Below are 23845 nucleotides of genomic sequence, written 5' to 3'. Positions count from 1 at the left end.
AGACACGGAGCCGCCCGGCCGGGCATGGGCTCCACCTATGGAGCATTCTTGATGACCACGTTGTTTTCATCCCTGAAAACGTTTGGCGCGGCATGCCTGCTGGCGGCATCGAGCGTCATGTCGCCGAGCGCGCATGCCCAGGACATCCGCGTCCGGCTGGGCCATGTCTTCGCCATTGGCAGCCCCCAGGAAGTCGCCGGCAAGGAGTTCGCCGAACTGGTCAAGACCCGCTCGAACGGCCAGATAGAGATTGCGCTGTTTCCCGCCGGCCAACTGGGCGGCGACGAGGCGCTGGGGCGCGAACTGGCGCGCGGCTCGCTGGACCTCGCCTTTCTGAACGTGGCGGGCCTGACCGGGCTGGACCCGCTGCTGGACATCCACTACCTGCCCTATGCCGTCAGCACCTTCGAGGAGGCGGACCGTATCCACTTCAATCCCGACGGGATCATCCAGAAAACCACGCGCGAGACCCTGCGCAAGCGGCGCATCGAGCCGCTCGCCTTCTTCGAGCTGGAGTTCCGGTCGATCACCAATTCGCAACGCCCCGTGGCCACGCCCGATGATCTGCGCGGCATGAAGCTGCGCACGCCCAGCGTCACCAATATCAAGACGCTGTTCGAGGCCGCCGGCGCGCATCCGCTGGCGCTGCCGTTTCCCGAGCTGTTCACCGCGCTGCAGCAGGGCACGGTCGACGGCCAGGACAACGGTCCCGCCCTGACCTACACCTCGCGCCTGTTCGAGGCGCAGAAGTACATGACCCTGACCAACCACATCTACGCGATCGGGGCCATCGCTTCCAGCGAACGGTTCTGGAAACGGCTGAACGACGAGCAGAAGGCGCTCGTGCTGGCCGCCGCCGAAGAGGCCGCGCGCAACCAGATCGCCAACAACCGCAAGCTGAACCGTGAATATGTGGAGAAAATCCGGCAAGGCGGCGTAGCCGTCATCGAACTGGACGCGCAGGCGATGCGCCCTTTCCGCGAGCTCGGACGCGCGCAGTGGGACAAGCTGGCAAACGTCTATGGCGCGGACCGCATCCAGGCGCTGCGCGACGAGCTGGCCAGGAACAACATCCAATGAACGCCGCCTCCCCTTCGTCCGCCTCGCTGGCCGGTCCCGCGCCCGGCTCGGCCATCGACCGTGCCGAGCGCTGGCTGCTGCGCGGCGAGATGGCCGTCAGCGTCGCCGCGCTGGCGGTGATCATGGCGACCGTCGCCGTCAGCGTGGCCGCGCGCGCGCTGCTATTGCCCATTCCCAACCTGACGGAATGGGCCGTGACCGCCATGTCCGCCCTGACCTTCCTGGGCGCGTCCGCGTGCACGGCCCTGCGGCGCCACATCAATATCGAAGTGGTCGACCTGCTGCCGGCCGGCGCGCTGCGCTTCGCCGCGCACCTGGCATCGCTGCTGGCGCAGCTGGTGTTCGGCGTCATGTTCGCCATCACGGCCTGGGGATTCTTCGACTATGCCCTGGACTCCGGCGAAAGGCTCATCGACCTGGGCACGCCGGTGGCCTTGCCCAGCGGGCTCATGGTGGCCGGCGCCGCCCTGATCGCCCTGCACGCCGCGCTGGCCATTTACCGACTGGTCGCCGGCCGTCCCAGCCTGGAGTTCGCGCAATGAGCCTCGCCTTCGCGGGATTGTTCCTGCTGCTTATCATCGGCACGCCGCTGGGCATGGCGTTCGCCCTCGCGGTGATGGGCCGCGCCGGAAGTTTCAACCTGGATCTCGACGCGCTGGGCGCCATCCCCTATGAAACCATTTCGGCGGTTCCGCTGGTGGCGATTCCGCTGTTCCTGCTGGTCGGCGAAATCATGAATCGCGGCGGCCTGGCTCTTTGCCTGAGCCAGATCTGCGACCGCATCCTGCATTTCCTGCCCGCTCGCATGGGCCACATCGCCGTGGCGGCATCGGGATTGATGAGCGCCATGACCGGCTCGTCCGTCGCCACGGTCGCCGCCATCGGCGCGACCGTGGGTCCGGAGATGACCGCGCGCGGCTACAAGCGCGCCTACAGCGCGTCGCTGGTCGCCGCCGCCGGCCTGCTGGGCGTGCTGCTGCCGCCATCGATCCCGCTGATCCTGTACGGTTCGGTGGTCGGCACGTCCATCGTCGACCTGTTCCTGGCCACGCTGGTGCCCGGCCTGATCATGGCCGGCGCGTTCTTCGCCACGCACGCCCTGCGTTCGCGCTCGGTCTTGCAGGGCGGCGTCGAAAGCGCCGTCGCGCCGGCAGGCGCGGCGGGTCTTGATCGTGCGCCGGCCCCGCCCCCCGGCGCCACCGTCTCGGCATTGCTGCTGCCCGTGTTCGTGCTGGGCGGCATCTACTCCGGGCTGACCACGCCCACCGAGGCGGCCGCGGTCGCCGCGGCCGCGGCCCTGGCGATGACGCTGATCCAGCGCACCCTGCGCTGGGACCAGGTGCCGGTGGTATTCACCAACGCCGTCAAGGCTTCCGCGGCCATTCTCACCATCATCGCGCTGACCAGCCTGTTCAACCGCGCCTTGGTGCTCAACCAGATTCCCCAGGACATCGCCGCCTTCGCGCTGTCGGTGACGGACGACCCCATCGTGTTCCTGATCGGCGTCAACCTGTTGCTGCTGCTGGTCGGCATGTTCATGGAAACCAACGCCGCGGTCATGCTCATGGGTCCGCTGCTGGCGCCGGCGGCCATCAAGTTCGGAATCGATCCGGTGCACTTCGGTATTATCCTGGTCACCAATATCGAAATTGGCTTGATCACCCCACCTTTGGCCGCCAATGTTTTCGTTGCAGCCCGCACACTGGACGTGAACATGGTGAAAATGCTGCCCCACCTCGCCTGGTTCTTCGGCGCCGCGCTGAGCGTCCTGCTGCTTATCAGCTTCGTGCCCGAACTGACCCTGTGGTTCAGGCATTTCCAATAGGCTACGCAACAAAGGAAGACGCGTATGAACGACTTGCACACCCGAGCCCGCACGGCCTCCCGTGCCCTGGCGGGCAAGCGGACCACGAGCGCGGCCGAGGCAAGCGATACGGCGCCCGGCGCCCCGCAGCCCTTTCTGCGCGACGTGGCCTACGAGCAGATCAAAGCCATGCTGTTCCTCAATGAAGAGACGGGGCGGGCCTATTCCGAACGCCAGCTTGCCGCCCAGTTCGGGCTGGGGCTCAATCCCGTGCGCTCGGCGATCGAACGCCTGAAGCTGGAAGGCCTGGTGGTCGTGGTGCCCAAGATCGGCATCATGCTGCCGGAAATGTCGGCCAATGCGATCAATGATTTCTACGAGATCCGCACGGTCATCGAAAGCCATGTCGCGCTCTCCCTGGTCGGACAGCTTCAGCCCTCGGACATCGAGCGCGTGGAAGCCATCCTGCGCCAGCAGGAGGACTGTGTGCGCGAGGGCGCCTATCTCGACTACCACCAGCTCGACATGGCGTTCCACCTCAGCCTGGCCCAGATACACGGCAACGAGGAAATCGTGCAGATGCTCGAGCGCCTGCGCGACAAGATGCATAGGCTGTCCACGCGCCTGCACACCAAATATCCCGGGCGGCTGGGCGCCAATGTCCAGCAGCACCGGGAGATTTTCGAGGCCATCAAGGACGGGGACGCGAAGCGCGCGCAGAACCAGATGCGCGCGCACCTGGTCTGGGGCAAGCGCTTCGTGCTCGACCCCCGCTCCTCGGCCGACGCATTGCTGCCCGCCACGTAGGGCGCAGCGCCTTCCGCCTTCCCTGCCAGCCGCAACGGCTGGGCCGCGCCGGCCCAGCCGCTGGGGACTTGCACGCCTCATTTCTCGACAAGGACAACGCATGCACATACCCGACCGACTCTTTGCGGCCCTGCGCGGCCGCAGGCCCGCCTACGGCACCTGGGCCCAGATGAACTCGCCCGAATTCTGCGAAATCGCCGCCAGCGCGGGCCTGGACTTCGTCATCGTCGACATGGAGCACGGCTCGTTCGGCATCGAATCGGCGGTGCACATGACGCGCGCGGCCCAGCTCGGCGGCGCCACCGCGCTGGTGCGCACGCCCGATGCCAGCCGGACCGCCATTTTCAAGGCCCTGGACACCGGCGCCAACGGGGTGCTGGTTCCCAACGTGGACAGCGCCGAGATGGCCGCCGCCATCGTGGCGGCGTCGCGCTATGCGCCGGACGGGCAACGCGGCGCCTGCCCCTGCACCCGCGCCACCGCGCATGGCGTGACGCCCTGGCCTCGGCACGTGGAACAGGCCCGCGACCACACCTTCGTCGCGGCCCTCATCGAGACCCCGCAGGGTATCGCCAACTTCGAGCGCATCCTCGACGTGCCCGGCCTGGACGCCGTGGCGCTCGGCCCGTTCGACCTGAGCCAGGCGCTGGGCTTGAACGGTGACTGGAAGCACCCCGACGTGCAGGCCGCCCAGTCCCGCATGGTCCGCCAGGCGCGCGCCAAGGGCATGCAAGTCATGATGTCGATATTCGACAGCGATCCGCGCCTGCTGTGCGAACAGATCGCGCGCTGGCAGGACGAAGGCGCGGCGCTGTTCGTGGTCAGCGGCGACCGGTTCCTGCTTTCCAGCAGCTTCAACGCGCTCAATGCCATCCTGCCGCGGCCCGGGCTCGCATCCTGAGCCCCGCGCATCCCTCTGGAGTCATCAATGCAACACACCAAGGTTCTGATCACGGGCGGAGGCGGCTTCCTGGGCGCCTGGGTCGCCCAACGGCTGCTGGCGCGCGGGTTGCCGGTGCGCATCATGGACATCGGCGATGACCGCCGCGTCGTTCGCGGCCTGCTGGGCGATGCCGCCGACAAGCTGGAATGGGTGGTCGGCGACGTCAGCCAGGCCCGGGACGTGGAGACCGCCCTGTCGGGCTGCCAGCAGGTCGTCCACCTGGCCGGCCTGCTCACGCCGTCATGCCAGCTGGATCCCATCAAGGGCGCGCAGGTCAATCTGCTGGGCACCCTGCATGTTTTCGAAGCGGCCAAGAAGCAGGGCCTGCGCCATGTGGTCTACACCAGCTCCGTCAGCGTATTCGGCCCGGACGACGGACTGCGGCCGGAGCCGTCGACCCACTACGGCGCCTTCAAGCTGGCGGCCGAGGGCTGCGCGCGCACGTATTGGCAGTACGACGGCATATCCAGCGTCGGGCTGCGTCCCGGCGTGGTCTATGGGCCCGGACGGGAGGTCGGGCTGAGCGCCGGCCCCACCCTGGCCTGCCGCGCCGCCGCGCGCGGCGAGCCCTACACCATCGGATACCAGGGCGATACGTGCCTGGTGTACGCGGACGACGTCGCCGCGGCCTACGAGCAGGCGCTGCTTGCGCGCGCCCCCGGCGCGCGGGTGTTCAATGTGTCCGGCCGGCCCACGCCGATGGCGGACATCCTGGAGGCCATTCGCCGCCATTGCCCGGACGCGCGCCTGCGGGCGGAAGGCCCGGTGCTGCCGTTCACCGCCGATATCCCCGACGACGCGCTGTACCAGGCCTTTCCCGCCCTGCCCCGCACGCCGCTCGAGACGGGCATCGGACGGACGCTGGCGCATTATCGGCCTGCCCGGGCCTGAAGCGGCAGCCGCCGCCGTGCCGCCAGCGCGGCCAGCCCCCACCCGCCCGGCCCGGCCGTCAACCTGCTAGCATCCGTGGCGACGCGCCGGGGCCGCGCCATCCACATGGCGCGGCCCCGGGCACCGACAAGGAAAACAACGGGGACTACGAATGGATCTGGCATTGGTCTTGGGCGCGGCATTCTTTGCCGGCATCCTCAATGCGGCGGCGGGAGGCGGCAGCTTCCTGACGCTGCCGGCCCTGGTGGCGGTGGGCGTGCCGCCCGTCATGGCCAATGCAACCGGCACGCTGGCCCTGTTGCCTGGCTATTTCGCCGGGGCCTGGGCCATGCGGCGCGATCTCTTCATCGAGCCGCATCGCGTGCCGCTGTGGCGCACCACGCTGATCGCCGCGGTCGGCGGCGCCGTCGGCGCGCTGCTGCTGCTCTGGATCGACCAGAAAGCCTTCCGCCACCTGGTGCCCTGGCTGCTGCTGGCCGCCACGCTGATTTTCTGGTGCGCGCCCGCCATGCTCAAGCGCACGCAGCGGGCCGGCGCAGCGGCCGGCAATTGGCGCGGCCAGGCCGGGCTGGCGGCGGTCAGCGTCTATGGCGGCTTCTTCAATGGCGGCATCGGCATCATGCTGCTCGCGTTGTTCAGCGCCTCGGGCTATCAAAGCCTGAACACCATGAACGCGCTGAAGAACCTGCTTTCGGGCGTGCTGACCTGCATCGCCGTCGTCGTCTATGTGGCCGGCGCCTTGATCGACTGGCAATACGCCCTGCTGATGCTGGGCGCGGCGCTCGCCGGCGGCTACGTCGGCGGCAGGCTGGCGCGCCGCATCCCGCGCGGCGCCCTGCGCGCGGGCATTATCGCGATCGGGCTGGCCATGACCGCTTTCATGTTCATGCGCGCCTGACCGGCGCGGCGGGCCGGCGTCCCCGGTCGATTACAATTTCCCGCGCCGCGTCGCCGGGCGCCGTGCACAACCCATCCCGTAGCAACATGCCGGAATTCGGAATCACCCAAGCCGCGCAACTGACCGGCACCAACCCCTCCACGCTGCGCCTGTGGGAACAGCACGGGCTGCTGTCGCCGCTGCGCAGCCCGACCGGGCAGCGCATCTACGGCGAACACGATCTGGGCCTGATCCGCACCGTCCTGCGCCTGCGCAAGGTCGAAGGCCTGAACATCTCGGCCATCAAGCGCGCGCTGGCCGGCACCACGCCGGCGCAACAGGACCCGGCGCGGCCGAAGCGTTCGGCCAACACCCAACAGCTGGGCCGGCAGTTTCGGGTGGCCCGGCAGAAACACGGCATGTCGCTCCAGGAGGCGGCCGACGCCACCGGACTGCCGGTCTCGTTCATCTCGACCTTCGAGCGCACCGGCCAGGGAGCCGCGGTCGCCAGCCTGCAACGCCTGGCGGCCTGCTATGGCACCACCGTCACCGAACTCTCGGCGCCGCCGGCCAGGTCCGCCGACAGCAGCGCCCACGTCGTGCGCGACGGCAAGGCGCGGCAAGCGCCCAGCTTCGGCGCCGGCATCCAGATCTTCCAGCTGGCCGAGACCCTGGAATCGCTGGACTGCCAGCGCTGGGTACTGCAACCGGGCGCCCAGAGCGACGGCGCCTATGCGCATGACGGCGAAGAATTCATCCATGTGCTGCATGGCCGCTTCCATATCAGCGTGCAAGGGCTGAAGACCTGGGAGCTGGTCGCCGGCGACAGCATTTCCTTCGACAGCCGCCTGCTGCACTCCTGGTCCGCCGCCGGCGACGAGCCGACCGTCCTGCTCTGGGTGAACACGCCACGCAGCTTCTGAGCCGCGGCGCGCGGCCTTTGGCGGCGGAAAATCCGCCTTACCTACAGAAAATATATATGCCTACAGAAAACATATAGGTATAATTCGGCCATTCCCGCTGCCACCCCGGCAGCCCGCATTCAGAGAGAGGCCATGCGCGCGTCAACGAATCAGACCTTGCAGCTAGACCGGCGCGCCGCCCTGCCCGCATTGGCGCGCAGCTACTGGTTCAGGCAAGCGATGCCGCAGGAGCCCCGTCCGCAAGGCCTGCTTGGCCGCCACAGCGCGGACATCGCGATCATCGGCGGCGGATTCGTCGGCCTGTGGACGGCCCTGGCGGCCAAGGCCTTGCAGCCATCGGCCCGCATCATGGTGCTGGAGCGCGATCTGTGCGGCGGCGGCGCGTCCGGGCGCAACGGCGGCTTCGCCATGTCGTGGTGGCCCAAGCTGTCCACCCTGCTGTCCATGGCTGGCCGCGACGAGGCGCTGCGGCTGGCGCTGGCCTCCGAGCGCGCGATCGGCGAACTCGAGCGGTTCTGCCTGGCGCGCGGAGTCGATGCGCATTTCGTGCGGGGCGGCTGGTTCTGGACAGCCACCACCGAGGCCCAGCGCGGGGCCTGGGCCAGCACCCTGCAAGCCTGCCAGCGCGTCGGGCGCCAGCCTTTCACGGCCGTGGCGCCGGACGAACTGGCACGCCGCACCGGCTCGCCGGTACACCTGGAAGGCATCTTCGATACGGCCACGGCCACCGTCCAGCCCGCCCTGCTGGCGCGCGGCCTGCGGCAGGCTGCGCTGGACGAAGGCATCGAGGTGTACGAGGGCAGCGCGGTGCGTACGCTGCACACCGGCGCTCCCGCCGTGCTCGGCCTGGACGAGGCCGAAGTGCGGGCCGACACGGTCGTGCTGGCCAACAACGTGTGGGCGGCCGCGGTGCCCGAGCTGGCGCCCCTGATCACGCCCGTCAACAGCGCGCTGGTGGTCACCGAACCCATCGGCGAGCGCCTGGAGGGCCTGGGCTGGCGCGGCAACGAAGCCATCACGGATTCGCAGTTGCTGGTGGGGTACTACCGCAAGACGCGCGACGGACGTCTGGTCTTCGGCAAAGGCACCGGCGCGCTCTCGAGCGGCGGGCGCATCGGCCAGGTATTCAGCCGCGACCCCGCCACCGAGGCCCTGACCGAAGCGGATTTCCGGCGCACCTATCCCGAACTGCGCGATGTCGCGATCGCGCAGGCCTGGGCCGGCCCCATCGACCGCACCTACGACAGCCTGCCGGTGCTCGGCCGCCTGCGCGGCGCCGACCACATCTGCTACGGCATCGGCTGGAGCGGCAACGGCGTGGCGCCGAGCTGGGTGGGCGGACAGATCCTGGCCTCGCTGGCACTGGGCCGCAGGAACGAATGGAGCGAGTCCGCCCTGGTCGGGCGGGAATGCAGGAAGTTCCCGCCCGAGCCCATACGCTTCATGGGCGGTACGCTGGTACGCAACGCGGTATTGCGCAAGGAGCGCGACGAAGCGCTCGGGCGCAAGCCCGCGTGGCTGGACACCCGCCTCGCCACCCTGGCGCCGGCGGGCCTGGAAGACAAATCCTGATAGAGGCCATGACATGAAAAAACCCGTCGTCATCAATGCCGCGCCGTCGGGCGCCTTCACCCCCAAGACGGAGGTGCCGGGCAAGCCGGTCGCCGCCGACCGCAGCACCGATGTCGGGCTGGCGCAGCAGGAAGGGGTGACCGCCGGCATCTGGGAATGCCAGCCGGGCCATTTCCGCCGCACCATCATGCAGCGCGAGTTCTCGCACTTCATCGCCGGGCATTGCTACTTCACCCCTGACGGCGGCGAACCCGTCGAAATCCGCGCCGGCGACGCCGTGTATTTCCCGGCCGACTGCCATGGCGTCTGGGACGTGCGCGAGACGCTGCGCAAGAGCTACCTGATCATCGACTAAGCCGAACCAGGGCCCGCCCCGCCGGGGCGGCCCGCATTCCGGAGGAGACCACCATGTCCGTCGACGCGTTCGCTACCGGCCAATCCGCCACCAGCACCTATACCGCGCACCGGCCCGTCATCGCGGCGAATCGTCATGCGGTGTCCAGCGGCCACTACCTCGCCTCGCACGCCGCGTTCCAGATTCTCGAATCGGGCGGCAACGCCGTGGACGCCGGCGTGGCGGCCGGCCTGGTGCTGGGCGTGGTGCACAGCGACCAGGTCAACATCGCGGGCGTCGCGCCCATGATGATCTACCTGGCCGCGGAAGACCGGGTCATCACCATCGACGGACTCGGCAGCTGGCCGGCCGCGGCCTCGTGCGAACGGTTCGAACGCGAATTCGGCGGCGTGGTGCCGGAAGGCCTGCTGCGCACGGTCATTCCGGCCGCGCCCGGGGCCTGGATCACCGCCCTGCAGCGCTACGGCACGCGCAGTTTCGCCGAGGTCGCGCAATACGCGATCCGCTTCGCGCGCGAAGGCTTCATCATGTATCCGTTCCTGGCGGACCGCCTGCAGGAAGCCGAGGCCAAGTACCGCCGCTGGCCGTCCAACGCCGCCATCTACCTGCCGGGCGGACGGCCCCCGCGCGTGGGCGAGCGCTTCGTGCAAAGCGATCTGGCCGCCAGCCTGCAGTACATGGCGGACCAGGAGACCGCGACCGCCGGCTCGCGCATACGCAAGCTGCAGGCCGCCCGAGATGCGTTCTACCAGGGCGACATCGCCGGCAAGATCGTCGCGTTCCACCAGGAGAACGGCGGCCTGCTCACGGCCGCCGACCTGGCCGGCTACGCGCCGACCATCGAGGCCCCGCTCAGCACGCGCTACGGCGACATGGACGTCTATGCGTGCAATTTCTGGTGCCAGGGCCCGGCCCTGCTGCAGGCCCTGAACATCCTGAAGTCGTTCGACCTCAAGGAAATGGGCCACAACAGCACGCGCTATATCCATCACGTGGCCGAAGCGCTGAAGCTGACTTTCGCCGATCGCGAGCACTATTACGCCGATCCGCGCTTCATCGACGTGCCCGCGCAAACGCTGCTGTCGGACGCCTACGCGCGGCAGCGCGCGCAACTGGTGCGCGCCGATCGTGCCTGGCCCGAAATGCCGCCGTGCGGCGAGATCGCGGGCTACGAAACGCTGCGCGCCATCCACGGCAATATTTCGCGCGAGATCGATCCCCCGCTCGATACCTCGTACGTGTGCGTGGTCGACCGCCACGGCAACGCCTTCTCGGCCACGCCCAGCGATGTGTCGAGCGACACGATCGTGATACCCGGCACCGGGCTGTGCCCATCCTCGCGCGGGTCCCAGTCGCGCGCCGACTCCAGCCATCCGGCCAGCCTGGCCCCCGGCAAACGTCCGCGGCTCACGCCCAACCCCGCCATGGCCATCCAGCGCGGCAAGCGCATCCTGCCGCTGGGCAGCCCCGGCGGCGACAGCCAGGTGCAGGCCATGCTGCAGGTGCTGCTGAACATCACGCTGTTCGACATGGACCCGCAAACGGCGATCGAGGCGCCGCGTTTCATTTCCTATAGCCATCCCGACTCGTTCGCGCCGCACGCCTACTACCCCGGCCGCCTGAGCGTGGAAGGACGCATCCCCGCGCAGACCGAGCAAACCCTGGCCGCGCTCGGACACGACATGCAGCGCTGGCCCGATTGGCTGTGGCGCGCCGGTGGCGTCTGCGCCATCGACGCCGATCTCGAACAAGGCATCTACCAGGCCGGCGCCGACCCGCGGCGCGCCGCCGCCTACGCGCTGGGCTGGTAGGCGCCGCTCCCGTCACAAGACACCCCTCGCATACAACGATAAGGAGACTCCATGACTATCATTTCCCGCTGCCTGCTCGGCGCGCTCGGCCGCAAAGCCCGCCTGGCCTGCGCCTCGGCCATGCTCGGGGCGGCCCTGCTGCCCGCCGGCGCCGCCAGCGCCGACACCTATCCGTCCAAGCCGGTGCGGCTGATCGTGCCCTACACGCCGGGCGGCGCGACCGACATGGTGGCGCGCATCGTCGCCCAGCACCTGGGAACGCGCCTGGGCCAATCGGTGATCGTCGAGAACAAGCCCGGCGCGGGCGGCAACATCGGCTCGCAGATGGTCGCCTCGGCGGCTCCCGATGGCTATACGCTGCTGTTCTCGACCACCGCCAACGCCATCAACGAGAGCCTGTACAAGGACTTGCCGTTCGACTTCAAGCAAGCCTTCGAGCCGGTGACCCAGCTGGTGGAACTGCCCAACGTCGTCATCACCGGCCCGGACGTGCCGGTCGACTCGATCGCCGAGGTCATCGCGCTGGCGAAGAAAGACCCCAAGGCGCTGACCTACGCCTCGGCGGGCACGGGCACCTCCACCCACCTGGCCACCGAACTGTTCAAGACCATGGCGGGCGTCAACATCCTGCACGTTCCCTACAAGGGCAGCGCGCCTGCGATGACCGACCTGCGCGGCGGCCGCGTGCAACTGATGTTCGACAACATCCCCTCGGCCCTGCCGCAGGTGCAGGGCGGCGCGGTGCGCGCGCTGGCCGTCACCAGCAGCCGCCGCAGCCCGGTGCTGCCGGACGTGCCGACCGTGGCCGAGGCCGGCGTGCCCGGCTACGAGGCGGTGGCGTGGCACGGCATTTCGGTGCCGGCCCGCACGCCCGCCCCCGTCGTGGAACGGCTCAGCACCGAGATCGCCCAAGTCCTCAAGCAGCCCGAGGTCGTCAAGCAGCTGACCGCCATCGGCGCCACGCCGGTGGGCAGCACGCCGGCGCAGTTCCAGGCGCACATCGACAAGGAACTCGCCAAATGGCAGAAAGTCGTCGCTGAATCGGGAGCAACGCTCAACTAGGCCCGGCGCGCGGGCGGCAGGGCTACACTGTGAACGGCCGATACCCGGCCTGTTCACCTGCCGCCGCCTCCACCCATGTCACTGCATACCTGGCTGCTTTACCTGATCGCCGTCACCGGGCTGTCCCTGACGCCCGGCCCCAACACGCTGCTGGCCCTCACGCACGGCGCCATGCACGGCCACCGCAAGGCGCTTTGCACCATTACCGGCGGCGCGTTCGGCTTCACGCTCGTGATCGGCCTGTCCATGCTGGGCATCAGCGCCCTGCTCAAGGCCTGGTCGCCCGCGCTGATCCTGCTGAAATGGGCAGGCGGCGCCTACCTCGTCTACCTCGGCATTCAATTGTGGCGCGCACCGGCCGTGCAATTGCTGCCGCCGGCCGGATCGCCGTCGGCGCGCGGCGCGCGGCTGTTCGGCCAGGGCCTGCTGGCCGCCATCTCCAATCCCAAGGCCCTGCTTTTCTTCGGCGCGTTCCTGCCGCAGTTCATCGACCCGGCGCGCAGCCTGGCCACCCAGTTCGCCGTCATGGCCGCCACCTTCGCCGCCATGGAGTTCGTGGTCGAGTACGGCCTGGCGCGCGCGGCCCACAAGGTCCGCCCCTTCCTGCAGCGGGCCGGCCGGCGTTTCAACAAGGCCTGCGGCGGGATGTTCGCGGCCATGGGCATCGCCCTGCCCGGAACGTGACCGCCCGCGACTTGAACCCGACAGCCTAAATCGTGTATAATTTTTTTCTTCGTTGAGCAGCTTGTGGGAATTTTCCAGACAGGATCTTTCCACCTTGCTTGACCCAAGCAGTACCCATGCGGGAATAGCTCAGTTGGTAGAGCGCAACCTTGCCAAGGTTGAGGTCGCGAGTTCGAGACTCGTTTCCCGCTCCAAACACCAAAAAGGGAAGCTAGCGGTTACCTGCCGTGCTTCCTTTTTTCTTGTAGTCTGCCGGCGCAATGGCAGAGTGGTTATGCAGCGGATTGCAAATCCGTGTACGTCGGTTCGATTCCGGCTTGCGCCTCCAAACACTTCAAGGCCCGCCGCGCTGCGGGCCTTTTTGTTTCAGGACGCGCGGCGGGGCCTTGCGTCCTGCGCATCTGGTTACCCTTCCCTACCTCTACGTACCCCAGGCGTGCGCGCGCATTGCTAACGTGTGGCCGTCGCAATTACGTCCGCACGACTATGGCCACCCTTCACTTCCCCCGTCCGTCGGCGCGCCACGGCGCGCGCCTGCTGCTGGCGCTGATTGCGCTGACCCTGGCCTGCGCGCCCATGATGGCGCGCGCCGACGACGATGACGACGATGACGATTACCGCCCGCGCCGCGAATACAAGGAAAAATACTGGGACGGCGCGTGCAAGGTCGAACGCAAGTGGAAACGCAACGGCGAGTACCGCGAAAAGCGCAAATGCCCGGGCTACCGGTCCGGCTATGACTATGGCTATGCGCAACCGGCCATGGTGCCGGTGATTCCCGCCAACCCTGCCATCATCATCAGCGCGCCGCCTATCGTGATCCGGCCGTAACGCGGCCCGGCGCGCGCGCTTGCCTATAATGGCGGCCGGAATCTGTTGCGTGGCGCCATGGATCAACTGGTAAAAGACGCTTTGGCCCGCTGGCCCGACGTGCCGGCGGTATATGGCTGGCTGTCGCTGGATGCGCGCGGCCGCTGGCACCTGCATCCGCAAGGCGACGCGGCGCGCGGCGCCGCGGGCGAGTCCATCACCAGCCCGCAGATCCTGGCCTTCATCGGCCGCAACTACGAAAGCGATGCGCAGGGCAACTGGTTTTTCCAGAACGGCCCGCAGCGGGTCTATGTGCGCCTGGACGCGGCGCCGCTGATCCTGCGCCGCGCCGACGAGCTCCCCGGCCTGCAGACCCATACCGGCCAGGCCGTCACCGCCGTGCGGCAGTGGTGGCTCGATGACGAGGGACGCCTGTACGCATCCACGGCAGCGGGCCCCGGGCTGGTCGAAGACCGCGAACTGGCGCCGCTGCTGGCGCAGTTGCACGTGGACGGCCAGGCGCTGGCCGACGTGCTGGAATCAGGCTGGCCCGAACCGGGCCAGCCGCCCCTCCTGGTGTCGCACCCTGCCTGGCCCGAGGCCGCGCCGCTGCATGGCGTGGCCAGCGGCGATGTCGCGCGCCGCCTGGGTTTCGTGGCCAACCCGGGCAAGCCGGCCTAGGATCCGCCGCGCGCGCCCTCAGGCGCGCCCACGCGGCACGAGCGCCGCCTTGCCGTTGCCCAGCAGCGCCAGCGCGGCGGCCGCGACCGCCAGGAAAACCGGATACTCCCAGCCCCCGCCCGGATTGCCGAACGCCCAGCCGTTGCCCGCATGCACCGTGGCGGCAGCCAGCAATTGCACGGCGGCGACGGCCGCGACCCAGCGCGGGTAGATGCCCAGGATCAGCAGCACCCCGCCGATGATCTCGAAATACGTCACGGGATAGGCCAGCCAGCCGGCAAACCCTGCCTTGGCGAAGAATTGGGCGGTGCCGGGCAGCGTGAACACGAGCAGCTTGGTCAGGCCGTGGGCCAGGTACATCACACCCAGCGCCAGCCTCAGCAACAGGGCGGCATAGGGAGCCGTGCGGGAATCGATCATGTTTTCTCCAATGGGCGCGCCGGAGGGTGCGCCAGGTCCGGGCATTGTCTCGATTCCCCAATTGAAGATAAACATGCAGAATGGCAAATTATTGTTGTCAAAACAGGAACAATAAATGGACACGCACACCGCCATGCAGACCTTCGCCCGGGTGGTGGAGCTCGGCTCGTTCGCCGCGGCCGCCGACAAGACGGACCAGGCACGCTCGGTCGTGACGCGCCAGATCGCCTTCCTCGAGCAGAAGTACGGCGTGCGGCTGCTCAACCGCACCACGCGCAAACTGAGCCTGACCGACGCAGGGCGGGCGTTCTACGACCGCATCCGGCCGGTGCTGGCCGAATTGGCCGAGCTCGACCTGGCCTTGCAGGCCCAGGGCAGCCAGCCTGCCGGACGGCTGCGCATCAGCGCGCCGGTATCGTTCGGGGTACTGCACCTGGGTCCGGCCATCGCCGACTATCTGCTGCGCTACCCCGAAGTGGTCATCGACCTGGATCTCAACGACCGGGTCGTCGACCTGGTGGAGGAAGGCTACGACGTGGCGGTGCGCATCGGCCCGCTGGTCGACTCCTCGCTGGTGGCCCGGCCGCTGGCGCCGCAGCAGCTGGTGGCCTGCGCCGCCCCCGCCTATCTCGAACGGTACGGGGCGCCTGCGCACCCCGAGGATCTGCGCCGCCATCGCTGCCTGCACTATGCCTACGCCAGCACCGGCAACGACTGGCACTTCGAAAAGGACGGCCAGACCCATGTGGTGCGCGTCAACGCCACCTTCCGCGCCAATAACGGCGATGTGCTGCGCACCGCCGCGCTGGCCGGCCACGGCATCATCCTGCAGCCCGAGTTCCTGGTAGGCGAAGACCTGCGCGCCGGCCGCCTGACGGCGCTGCTGACCGACTATCGCCATTCGCTCATCACGATGATGGCCGTCTACCCCCATCGGCGTTTCCTGTCGCCCAAGGTGCGCTCGTTCGTCGAGCATCTGGAAAAGCGCTTCGGCGGCGCGCGCCAACCGTTAGAATCGCGTTCATGAGCGCCCAACAGTCCCTCCAGTATTTTCCTGCGCCGCGCCGCGCGCGCTTTTGCAGCCAATGCGGTTCGCCGGTCGCCCACCGCGTGCCGGAGGGCGACAACCGCGCCCGCGACATCTGCGACCATTGCGGCGCCATTCATTACCAGAACCCCCGCATGGTGGTGGGCACCGTGCCGGTCTGGGAGAACCGCATCCTGCTGTGCCGGCGCGCCATCGAGCCGCGCTACGACACCTGGACGCTGCCGGCGGGGTTCATGGAGCTGGGCGAAAGCACCGCCCAGGGCGCCGAACGCGAAACCCTCGAGGAATCGGGCGCCCGCATCCGGCTGGGCCAGCTGTACACGGTGATCGACGTGCCGCAGGTCGAGCAGGTGCACTTCTTCTACCTGGCCGAGGCGCTCGGACCGGGCCTGGACCCCGGGCCGGAAAGCCTGGAAGCGCGCTATTTCGACGAGGCGGAAATCCCCTGGGACGATCTGTCGTTCCGCACCGTGGTCACCACGCTCAGGCGCTACCTGGAAGACCGGCGCAAGGGCGAATTCCCCACCCACCACTACAGCCTCGAATCGCACCGCTGAGCCCGTGAAACTGCCCTGGCTGGCCGCCGACACGCCGTTTCCCCCGGTTGAACACGCGCTGCGCGATCCCGACGGATTGCTGGCGGCGGGCGCCGACCTGTCGCCCGAACGGCTGGCCCAGGCCTATGCGCACGGCATTTTCCCCTGGTACGCGGAGGGCGAGCCCATCCTGTGGTGGAGCCCGGATCCGCGCATGGTGCTGGCGTGCGCCGACTTCGCGCCCTCGCACTCGCTGCGCAAGCGCCTGCGCGCGCTGGCCCGCACCGAGCACGACCCCGCCGCGCGCCTGCAGGTGCGCGTCGACACGGCCTTCGCCAGGGTCCTGCACGAGTGCGCCGCGCCGCGCCACGGCCAGCCCGGCACCTGGATCAGCCCGGCCGTCCAGCAAGCCTATCGCAGCTGGCATGCGTCGGGATTCGTCCACAGCATCGAAACCTGGATCGACGGAGAGCTGGCCGGCGGCCTGTACGGCGTCAGCCTGGGGCGCATGTTCTATGGCGAATCGATGTTCGCGCGCGCCACCGACGCCTCCAAGATCGCCCTGGCGCACCTGGTGGCCTTCCTGCGCCGCCACCAGGTGGCCTGGATCGATTGCCAGCAGCAAACCGGCCACCTGGCGCGCCTGGGCGCGCGCCCGGTGCCGCGCGCGCGCTTTGTCGAACACATCGCCCATGCCGTCGCGCAACCCGGCCTGCCCTGGCGCAGCGGCCGGCTCGACAGCGCCGGCACGCTGCATCCGCTGCCCGCGGTCGCGCCGCCGGCCAACGGCGTTATGATGTAAGCCACATGCCGGCGACCAGACGCCGGCCTGCCCGACATGAGCCAGCTAAAAGAACTCCCCTTCTCCACGCTGCAGTTTTATGCCACTGCTCCCTACCCCTGCAGCTACCTGCCAGGCAGGCAGGCGCGTTCGCAGGTGGCGGCGCCCGGGCACCTGATCAACGCGGGCACGTACTCGCAACTGGTGGAACAGGGCTTTCGCCGCAGCGGCCTGTTCACCTACCGGCCCCACTGCGACAATTGCCATGCCTGTGTACCGGTGCGCATCGATGCGGCACGCTTCGAGCCCAACCGCACGCAACGCCGCGCCTGGCGCAGCCACCAGGCGCTGCGCGCCTTCGTGGCCGAACTGGCCTGGTCGCCCGAGCACTACGATCTGTACACCCGCTACCAGCAAGGCCGCCATCCCGGCGGCGGCATGGACGAAGACAGCCGCACCCAATATGCGCAGTTCCTGCTGACCACGCGCGTCAATACGCGCCTGGTGGAGTTCCGCACGCCGCAGGGCCAGTTGGCCATGATCTCCATCATCGACGTGCTCGACGACGGCCTGTCGTCGGTCTACACCTTCTACGATCCCGACATGGCGGGCAGCCTGGGCACCTACAGCATCCTGTGGCAGATCGACCAGTGCCGCACGCTGGACCTGCCCTGGCTGTACCTGGGCTACTGGATCGCCGACAGCCGCAAGATGGCCTACAAGGCCAATTTCCGGCCGCTGCAAATGCACGTGGACGGCGCCTGGCGCGAAACGCCGGCCTGAGCACGCGCGGGGCGGCAAAGTCGATCTACAATTCCGCCCCATGTCTATCCTCTTCCACGCCTACCCCCTGGCCCGCCCGGCGCTGTTCGCCATGGACGCGGAAACCGCGCACGAAGTCACGCTTGCCCAGCTGCAGCGCGCCTACGACTGCGGCCTGACCCGCAAGCTGCTGCACGCCCAGCCCGAGGCGCCCGCCACGCTGATGGGCCTGCCGCTGCGCAACCCGGTGGGGCTGGCGGCCGGCCTGGACAAGAACGGCGCCCACATCGATGCGCTGGGCAACCTGGGATTCGGCTTCGTGGAAGTGGGCACCGTCACGCCGCGCGCCCAACCCGGCAATCCCAAGCCGCGCATGTTCCGGCTGCCGCGCGCCAACGCGCTGATCAACCGCCTCGGCTTCAACAACCAGGGGCTGGACGCCTTCATCGCCAACGTGCAGCGCAGCCAGTGGCGCTCGCAAGGCGGAATCCTGGGCCTGAACATCGGCAAGAATGCCGATACGCCGATCGAACGCGCGGCCGACGACTACCTGATCGGCCTGGCCGGCGTCTACCCGCACGCCGACTACGTGACGGTGAACATCTCGTCCCCCAATACCAAGAACCTGCGCGCGCTGCAGGGCGGCGACGAACTGTCGGCGCTGCTGGGGCAATTGCAGGAGCGGCGTCTAGCGCTGGCCGACCAGCACCAGCGCCACGTGCCGCTGGCGGTCAAGATCGCCCCCGACCTGAGCGACGACCAGGTCGACGCCATCGCCGAGATCCTGCCGCGCCATGGCATCGATGGCGTCATCGCCACCAACACCACGCTGGCGCGCGATGCCGTGCAAGGCCTGCCGCACGCCGAGGAAGCCGGCGGCGTCTCGGGCGCACCGGTGCATGAACTGTCGCTGCGCGTCATCGAGCGGCTGCGCAGCCGCCTGGGCGACGCGGTGGCCATCATCGGTGTGGGAGGCATTCTCTCGGGCCGCCAGGCCAGCGAGAAAATGGCCGCCGGCGCCCAGGCGGTGCAGCTGTATACGGGCCTGATCTACCGCGGGCCGGCGCTGGTCGGCGAATGCGTGCGGGCCGTGGCCCAGGGCAGCCGCTAAGGCGGCATCCGGCCCGGCAAGGGCAAAGGCGAGACAGGAACACAGGGCTGGAAAACCCGCGCCGCGGGCGCTTCTTGCCTTGGAAGGGCCCGAGGCAAAAAAAGAGGCCACCCGAAGGTGGCCCGAATTCCAGCTCTGCTCTGTCACTCAACAGTACTACAGTATGGGCTGTCGCAACAGCCCCCTGGCACGATCAGGCAGCGCGGCGATTGCGGCCGGCGGCCTTGGTCGCGACCTCGGCGGCGTCGCTGGCAGCCTTGAAAGAGGCATTGGCGGCGGCGGTCAGGTTGCTTTCGGCGACCTCGGCGGCCTGCTTGGCGGCCTTGGTCAGCGAGTCGTAGGCGCTGTTGGCGGTCGCCAGCGACGACTTGATCAGGGCCACGGCGCTTTCCGAGCCGGTGGGCGCGTTCTTGGAGAACTGCTCGACCGCTTCGGTCAGTTGCTGTTGGCCTTCGGCGATCTGGGCTTCGGCCAGTTGGGCCAGTTCGGCTTGCACGCCGGCCACGATGTCGTACACATGCTTGCCATAGGCCAGCGCCTTTTCGGCGCCCGGCTGCACCAGGCCGCTGGTGAACGAGGCAACTTCTTGCGGGTCTTTCAGTTCAGCGGCTTGCTGCGACTTCTGGGCCACTTCGTCCAGCGTGGCGCGCACGACCTTCAGGTTCAGGTCGACCAGCTTTTCGAAACCGGCGAACATGGCCGATTGCGCGGCGACCAGCGAGTTGACGGTGGCTTTCTGGCGAGCCAGAACTTGTTGGGGGATGGCGCTCATAGGTATCTCCTGTCAGGGTCCGGCCGGGCCGGAAAATTTCACGACGGTCTGTGACGACAAAACGTGCGCGGATCTGGTAGGAAAATTCACCGCCGGCGCGTTTGCTGCATTGCACAATTGCCATTCTACGGACCTAAAAAGTCTTGTCAAGCACTTTTTGTGCGTCGCAACAATTGCTTGCCGGATCCCCCGGGCGCTGTCCGCGTCCCTGTTTTCCGCGGCCAGGATTAATACCGTTGGGGGATACCCGGAATGACGTTGTTTCGATTGTTTTCTACACTGCTGGCAGCCTGATGGCATTACCCGGATCGACCATCAGACATAACAAGAAAGGCCAACCCGGCCCGAATCAACCGCAGCCATACCAACTGCATTGGAGACCTCATGCCCCCCATTTCCCGTAAGCTCTCGGCCCTGTTCGCCGCCGTCGCCCTGACCGGCGCGGGCACTGCCCTGGCGGAGTACCCCGAGCGCCCCGTGAACATGGTCGTGCCGTTCGCGGCAGGCGGTCCTACCGACAACGTGGCCCGCTCATTGGCCGAATCCATGCGGCCGACCCTGGGCGAAACCGTCGTGGTCGAGAACAAGGGCGGCGCCGGCGGCACCATCGGCACCACCCAGGTGGCGCGCGCCCAGCCCGACGGCTACTCGATCCTGCTCATGCACGCCGGCTTCTCGACCGCGCCCTCGCTGTACAAGAACCCCGGCTACGAGCCCTACACCAGCTTCGAGCCCATCGGCCTGGTGGTGGACGTGCCAATGACCATCATCGCCCGCGGCGATTTCCCGCCCAACAACATCAAGGAACTGGCCGAGTACGTCAAGAAGAACGCCGACAAGATTTCGCTGGCCAATGCCGGCATCGGCGCCGCCAGCCACCTGTGCGGCACCATGCTCGTCGAGGCGCTGGGCGTCAACCTGCTGACCATTCCCTACAAGGGCACGGCGCCGGCCATGAACGACCTGCTGGGCAAACAGGTCGACCTGATGTGCGACCAGACCACCAATACCACGCAGCAGATCACCAGCGGCAAGGTGAAGGCCTACGCGGTCACCAGCCTCAAGCGCGTGCCTACCCTGCCCGACCTGCCCACCATGGACGAGTCCGGCTACAAGGGTTTCGAAGTGGGTATCTGGCACGGCATGTGGGCCCCCAAGGGCACGCCCAAGCCGGTGGTCGACAAGCTGGTCAAGAGCCTGCAGGCCGGCCTGGCCGATCCCAAGTTCCAGGAGCGCATGAAGCAGCTGGGCGCCGAGGTGCTGACCAACGAGGCCAACCCCGAGGCGCTGCAAGCCAAGGTCAAGCAGCAGGTGCCGCAATGGGCCGAGCTGTTCAAGAAAGCGGGCGTGGAAAAGCAATAACCCCCGCCTGAACCGCCACGCAAAAGCGCCCCGTCCGGGGCGCTTTTGCTATTCGCCGGCCGGTCAGGCAGCCGCCGGCGCGTGCATCCCGTTGACGCCGGGCTCGTAGCCGAGCGCCTCGGAAATGCTGGCGGCGGCATCGACCAGCAGGCGTATCCATTCGTCCTGCAGGCGCTCGGCCGGCGCCGATATGGACAGGCCCGCGACCAGCTTGCCGGTGTCGTCGTAGATGCCGGCGGCGATGCAGCGCACGCCCAGTTCCAGCTCTTCGTTGTCGCGCGCGTAGCCGTGCCGGCGCACCAGGGCCAGTTCGCGCTCGAGGCGGTCGAGCTCGGTCAGGCTGTTGCGGGTGTGCCCGGCCAGGCCGGTACGCAGCGCGTAGGCGCGCACCAGCCGGGTATCGTAGGTGGACAGGAACAGCTTGCCGGTGGAGGTCAGGTGCAGGGGCGCCCGCCCGCCGATGGCGCGCACCACCTGCATGCCGGAGCGCTCGCTCCAGGCCCGGTCGATATAGACGATTTCGTCGCCTTGCTGGACCGACAGGTTGATCGTCTGCCCGGTCTGCTTGTGCAGCGAACGCATGGCGCCAATGGCCGCCTCGCGCACGTTCAGCCGCCCCTTCACCAGCGAGCCGAGCTCCAGCAGGCGCATGCCCAGTTGGTACAGGCCGTTGTCGACCCGTTCGACATAGCGCCCCACCACCAGGTCATTGAGAATGCGGTGCGCGGTCGAGGCATGCAGGCCGGTGGTGGCCGACAGCTCCTTGAGCGTGACGGGTTCGGGCTGGGCCGCGAGCGCATCGAGCAGGCGCATGGCGCGGTCTATCACCTGGATAGCGATGGGATGCTGGCCGGCGCCGTCGTTGGAGTGAGACCCCGGCCCCCTGGCTGTAGCATTCGGAATACGGGACATAGTGGTTACGGATAGGTTCCGCCCCGGGGCGGCGCCGATGCGGCACCGCAACAAGAGACGAATTTATCGTATTGTGAAATCTATAAAGCCGTTTGGCAACCGCTATTTTTCCCGCTCCCTATTTTTCAGGGCAATGTCAGCTGAAAGTCAACCTATCGTCAGTTTTGGGCTGGCGGGGCCAGCTTTCCCCCCAGGCGCAACACCTCGGCGCGCAGAAAGGCCAAGGCTTGCGCCGCCGCCTCCGGCTCGCCCTTGACGCCCAGGTCGATATGCGAAGGCCCGCCCGTCTCGCCCACGCTGGGCAGGCTGAAAGCGCGCACGCCCGGCCAGCGCTGCTCGATTTCCACCATGGCCGGCGTGATGCGCGACTCTGGCATGTTGAACACCAGGAACGAATGCTCGGCATGCTGGACCTGGTGGTGCAACGCGCGGTAGCGGGTGTCCAGGGTCCATTCCAGCATGGGCCAGGCCATCACGGGAAAGCCTGGCACGAAGGTGTGGTCGCGCACGAAGAAGCCAGGAATGCGGTTGTAGGGGTTGGGCACGATCTCGCAGCCTTGCGGAAACATCCCCATCTGCAGGCGTTGCTGGTTTTCCGGCGTGCCCATGTCGGCCGTACCCTGCCCCTTGGCGGCCATTTCGGCCGCGCGCAGCGCGATCGCCTGTTCGGCCTCCGGATGCAGGGCCAGCGGCAGGCCCAGCGCTTCGGCCGCCGCCTGGCGCGTGTGGTCGTCGGGCGTGCCGCCGATGCCGCCACACGAGAAGACGATATCGCCGCTGGCGAAGCTGCGCCGCAAGGCGGCCGCCAGCGTGGCGCGATCATCCGGCAGCAGTTCGGCCCAGGACAGTTTCAGGCCGCGCGCGCCCAGCAGTTCGACGACCTTGGAAAAATGCTTGTCCTGGCGACGGCCGGAGAGGATTTCGTCGCCTACGATGATGAGCCCGATGCGGCGGGCGGATTCGGCAGCCATGTCTGGTTTCCGGAAAAAGTGAAGACCCCGGGGGGGCATGCGGAGCAATGCGCTAGACGTCGATCGTGCGTTCCTGGCGCAGCCGCTGCAAGGCGTCAAGGCCATAGTGCGCATACACCAGCCCCGAAAAGACGGGCAGGATGATCCAGGCTGGCGGCAACAGGTTGAGCAGCGAACAGATCAGGCCGATCAGCCAGAACCCGCTGTTGTGGCGCTTGATCAGGATGGCGCGTTCGGCCGGGCTGGCGTGCTCGACGATGGCGTCCAGGCGCAGCATGCGCGTGAAGGCGAACGCCCACCAGAACACCGACAGGATTACCGCCATGGGCGGGATCAGCCAGAATGGCAGCGTCAGCAACCAACCGGCGCCGAACGCCAGGCTGACCCACAACGCGTTCCAGACGCTGACCGCCGTGGCGTTCCTGCCCTGGCGGGCCAGGCCGGCATATTCCCGGCCGCCGACATGCCGCAGCACCAGCGGCATGACGAACACCGCCGCGATGGCCAGGCCCAGGATGCCGGAAATCGGCAGCAGGATCGCCGCCGCGATGACGGGCACCAGGTAGATCTTGAGCGAGAACAACCCCGCCGCGACCATCCAGTCGTCGACCTGGTTGATGGTCTGCCATTGCGATGCCTCGAAGCGCAGCCATTCGTTCAGGGGCGTCCAGAACAGCCACAGCAACAGAATGGCGCCGAGCAGCGCGATCAGGAACGGCAGCAGGACCGCGAACAGCATGTTGGGATGGCACTGCGACACCAGCGCCCGCTTGAAGGCCCGCGCAATGCCGGCGGCGCCCGTGGCGGCATTGCCGGCGGGCGGGATGATCGATTCGGGACGGGGTACAGTCATGGCGCGGCCGGAGAACG

26 protein-coding genes and 2 tRNA genes are annotated in these 23845 nt (G+C 68.0%); 23 read left to right on the top strand and 5 right to left on the bottom strand.

The genetic code is table 11. The features are described 5' to 3' along the window. Positions 1-51: 51 nt before the first annotated feature. From CAL11_RS05140 to CAL11_RS05060, 17 genes are all read left to right on the top strand, one after another. A complete protein-coding gene (locus tag CAL11_RS05140; protein WP_086092337.1) occupies positions 52-1080 on the top strand; it encodes a TRAP transporter substrate-binding protein in 1029 nt (342 codons plus the stop codon). Next, positions 1077-1622: a TRAP transporter small permease gene (locus CAL11_RS05135; protein ID WP_086092336.1), complete on the top strand. Its 546-nt coding sequence runs from the start codon at positions 1077-1079 to the stop codon at positions 1620-1622. Before CAL11_RS05140 ends, CAL11_RS05135 begins: the two co-directional genes overlap by 4 nt. Next, complete coding sequence (locus CAL11_RS05130; RefSeq protein WP_086092335.1) at positions 1619-2905, top strand: TRAP transporter large permease; 1287 nt, start codon at positions 1619-1621, stop codon at positions 2903-2905. The genes CAL11_RS05135 and CAL11_RS05130 overlap by 4 nt, the downstream gene beginning before the upstream one ends. 24 nt (positions 2906-2929) lie before the next feature. After that, on the top strand, positions 2930-3691 hold the full coding sequence (locus tag CAL11_RS05125; RefSeq protein ID WP_033461146.1) for a GntR family transcriptional regulator: 762 nt from the start codon (positions 2930-2932) through the stop codon (positions 3689-3691). A 100-nt stretch (positions 3692-3791) separates the two neighbouring features. Then, positions 3792-4592 carry an HpcH/HpaI aldolase family protein gene (locus CAL11_RS05120; RefSeq protein ID WP_033461149.1) on the top strand — a complete coding sequence of 267 codons (801 nt, stop codon included), beginning with the start codon at positions 3792-3794 and terminating at the stop codon, positions 4590-4592. Between the two features lie 27 nt (positions 4593-4619). Continuing rightward, on the top strand, positions 4620-5525 hold the full coding sequence (locus CAL11_RS05115; RefSeq protein ID WP_086092334.1) for an NAD-dependent epimerase/dehydratase family protein: 906 nt from the start codon (positions 4620-4622) through the stop codon (positions 5523-5525). 151 nt (positions 5526-5676) lie between these two features. After that, the gene (locus CAL11_RS05110) at positions 5677-6423 is read left to right on the top strand and encodes a sulfite exporter TauE/SafE family protein (protein ID WP_086092333.1); all 747 of its coding nucleotides are present in this window, start codon (positions 5677-5679) and stop codon (positions 6421-6423) included. Between the two features lie 86 nt (positions 6424-6509). After that, positions 6510-7325, top strand: coding sequence for a MerR family transcriptional regulator (locus tag CAL11_RS05105; RefSeq protein WP_068926967.1), 816 nt, complete (start codon positions 6510-6512; stop codon positions 7323-7325). A 132-nt stretch (positions 7326-7457) separates the two neighbouring features. Next, the gene (locus tag CAL11_RS05100; RefSeq protein ID WP_086092332.1) at positions 7458-8897 is read left to right on the top strand and encodes an FAD-dependent oxidoreductase; all 1440 of its coding nucleotides are present in this window, start codon (positions 7458-7460) and stop codon (positions 8895-8897) included. Positions 8898-8910: 13 nt separating this feature from the next. Then, a complete protein-coding gene (locus tag CAL11_RS05095; RefSeq protein ID WP_086092331.1) occupies positions 8911-9252 on the top strand; it encodes a cupin domain-containing protein in 342 nt (113 codons plus the stop codon). Positions 9253-9305: 53 nt separating this feature from the next. Beyond that, a complete protein-coding gene (locus tag CAL11_RS05090; RefSeq protein WP_086092330.1) occupies positions 9306-11063 on the top strand; it encodes a gamma-glutamyltransferase family protein in 1758 nt (585 codons plus the stop codon). A 51-nt stretch (positions 11064-11114) separates the two neighbouring features. After that, the gene (locus tag CAL11_RS05085) at positions 11115-12125 is read left to right on the top strand and encodes a tripartite tricarboxylate transporter substrate binding protein (RefSeq protein ID WP_086092329.1); all 1011 of its coding nucleotides are present in this window, start codon (positions 11115-11117) and stop codon (positions 12123-12125) included. Positions 12126-12200: 75 nt separating this feature from the next. Then, positions 12201-12809 (top strand): LysE family translocator, encoded by a 609-nt coding sequence (locus CAL11_RS05080; RefSeq protein ID WP_068926971.1) that lies wholly within the window; start codon positions 12201-12203, stop codon positions 12807-12809. Positions 12810-12927: 118 nt separating this feature from the next. Then, a tRNA-Gly gene (locus CAL11_RS05075) sits at positions 12928-13003 on the top strand. Between the two features lie 60 nt (positions 13004-13063). After that, a tRNA-Cys gene (locus tag CAL11_RS05070) sits at positions 13064-13137 on the top strand. 119 nt (positions 13138-13256) lie between these two features. Next, the gene (locus tag CAL11_RS05065) at positions 13257-13640 is read left to right on the top strand and encodes a hypothetical protein (RefSeq protein WP_086092328.1); all 384 of its coding nucleotides are present in this window, start codon (positions 13257-13259) and stop codon (positions 13638-13640) included. A gap of 57 nt (positions 13641-13697) precedes the next feature. Beyond that, positions 13698-14300, top strand: coding sequence for a DUF2946 family protein (locus CAL11_RS05060; RefSeq protein WP_086092327.1), 603 nt, complete (start codon positions 13698-13700; stop codon positions 14298-14300). An 18-nt stretch (positions 14301-14318) separates the two neighbouring features. Here CAL11_RS05060 and CAL11_RS05055 read toward each other — a convergent pair whose 3' ends face one another. Continuing rightward, positions 14319-14720: a DoxX family protein gene (locus tag CAL11_RS05055; RefSeq protein WP_033461181.1), complete on the bottom strand. Its 402-nt coding sequence runs from the start codon at positions 14718-14720 to the stop codon at positions 14319-14321. 115 nt (positions 14721-14835) lie between these two features. Here CAL11_RS05055 and CAL11_RS05050 point away from each other — a divergent pair, with 115 nt between their 5' ends. From CAL11_RS05050 to CAL11_RS05030, 5 genes are read left to right on the top strand one after another with little or no spacing between them, the layout of a single operon-like run. Further along, positions 14836-15747 (top strand): LysR family transcriptional regulator, encoded by a 912-nt coding sequence (locus tag CAL11_RS05050; protein WP_033461183.1) that lies wholly within the window; start codon positions 14836-14838, stop codon positions 15745-15747. Beyond that, positions 15744-16325, top strand: a complete 582-nt coding sequence (locus tag CAL11_RS05045; RefSeq protein ID WP_033461186.1) for an NUDIX hydrolase — start codon at positions 15744-15746, stop codon at positions 16323-16325. The genes CAL11_RS05050 and CAL11_RS05045 overlap by 4 nt, the downstream gene beginning before the upstream one ends. A 4-nt stretch (positions 16326-16329) precedes the next feature. Further along, positions 16330-17106, top strand: coding sequence for a leucyl/phenylalanyl-tRNA--protein transferase (gene aat / locus CAL11_RS05040; protein ID WP_033461189.1), 777 nt, complete (start codon positions 16330-16332; stop codon positions 17104-17106). A 27-nt stretch (positions 17107-17133) separates the two neighbouring features. Continuing rightward, complete coding sequence (locus CAL11_RS05035; RefSeq protein ID WP_080699651.1) at positions 17134-17868, top strand: arginyltransferase; 735 nt, start codon at positions 17134-17136, stop codon at positions 17866-17868. A gap of 40 nt (positions 17869-17908) precedes the next feature. Further along, positions 17909-18958, top strand: coding sequence for a quinone-dependent dihydroorotate dehydrogenase (locus tag CAL11_RS05030; RefSeq protein ID WP_086092326.1), 1050 nt, complete (start codon positions 17909-17911; stop codon positions 18956-18958). 193 nt (positions 18959-19151) lie between these two features. Here the strand turns inward: CAL11_RS05030 and phaP are convergent, their stop codons facing one another. Beyond that, positions 19152-19730, bottom strand: a complete 579-nt coding sequence (gene phaP, locus CAL11_RS05025; RefSeq protein ID WP_086092325.1) for a TIGR01841 family phasin — start codon at positions 19728-19730, stop codon at positions 19152-19154. A 384-nt stretch (positions 19731-20114) separates the two neighbouring features. On the opposite strand from phaP, the gene CAL11_RS05020 reads away from it, so the two are divergent. Further along, on the top strand, positions 20115-21092 hold the full coding sequence (locus tag CAL11_RS05020) for a tripartite tricarboxylate transporter substrate binding protein BugD (protein ID WP_003814174.1): 978 nt from the start codon (positions 20115-20117) through the stop codon (positions 21090-21092). A 63-nt stretch (positions 21093-21155) separates the two neighbouring features. Here CAL11_RS05020 and CAL11_RS05015 read toward each other — a convergent pair whose 3' ends face one another. The 3 genes from CAL11_RS05015 to CAL11_RS05005 all read right to left on the bottom strand — a co-directional run bounded on the left by CAL11_RS05015 (position 21156) and on the right by CAL11_RS05005 (position 23828). Continuing rightward, positions 21156-22004, bottom strand: a complete 849-nt coding sequence (locus tag CAL11_RS05015) for an IclR family transcriptional regulator (protein WP_086092324.1) — start codon at positions 22002-22004, stop codon at positions 21156-21158. A 158-nt stretch (positions 22005-22162) separates the two neighbouring features. Further along, the gene (locus CAL11_RS05010) at positions 22163-22975 is read right to left on the bottom strand and encodes a competence/damage-inducible protein A (protein ID WP_033461204.1); all 813 of its coding nucleotides are present in this window, start codon (positions 22973-22975) and stop codon (positions 22163-22165) included. A 52-nt stretch (positions 22976-23027) separates the two neighbouring features. Continuing rightward, positions 23028-23828: an EI24 domain-containing protein gene (locus CAL11_RS05005; RefSeq protein WP_033461207.1), complete on the bottom strand. Its 801-nt coding sequence runs from the start codon at positions 23826-23828 to the stop codon at positions 23028-23030. Between the last annotated feature and the right edge of the window lie 17 nt (positions 23829-23845).

It is taken from the genome of Bordetella genomosp. 6 (genome assembly GCF_002119705.1).
GTDB classification, from domain to species: Bacteria; Pseudomonadota; Gammaproteobacteria; order Burkholderiales; family Burkholderiaceae_B; genus Bordetella; species Bordetella bronchiseptica_F.
Note: the sequence above shows the minus strand (reverse complement) of the source record. Positions and strands in the feature narration are given on the sequence as shown.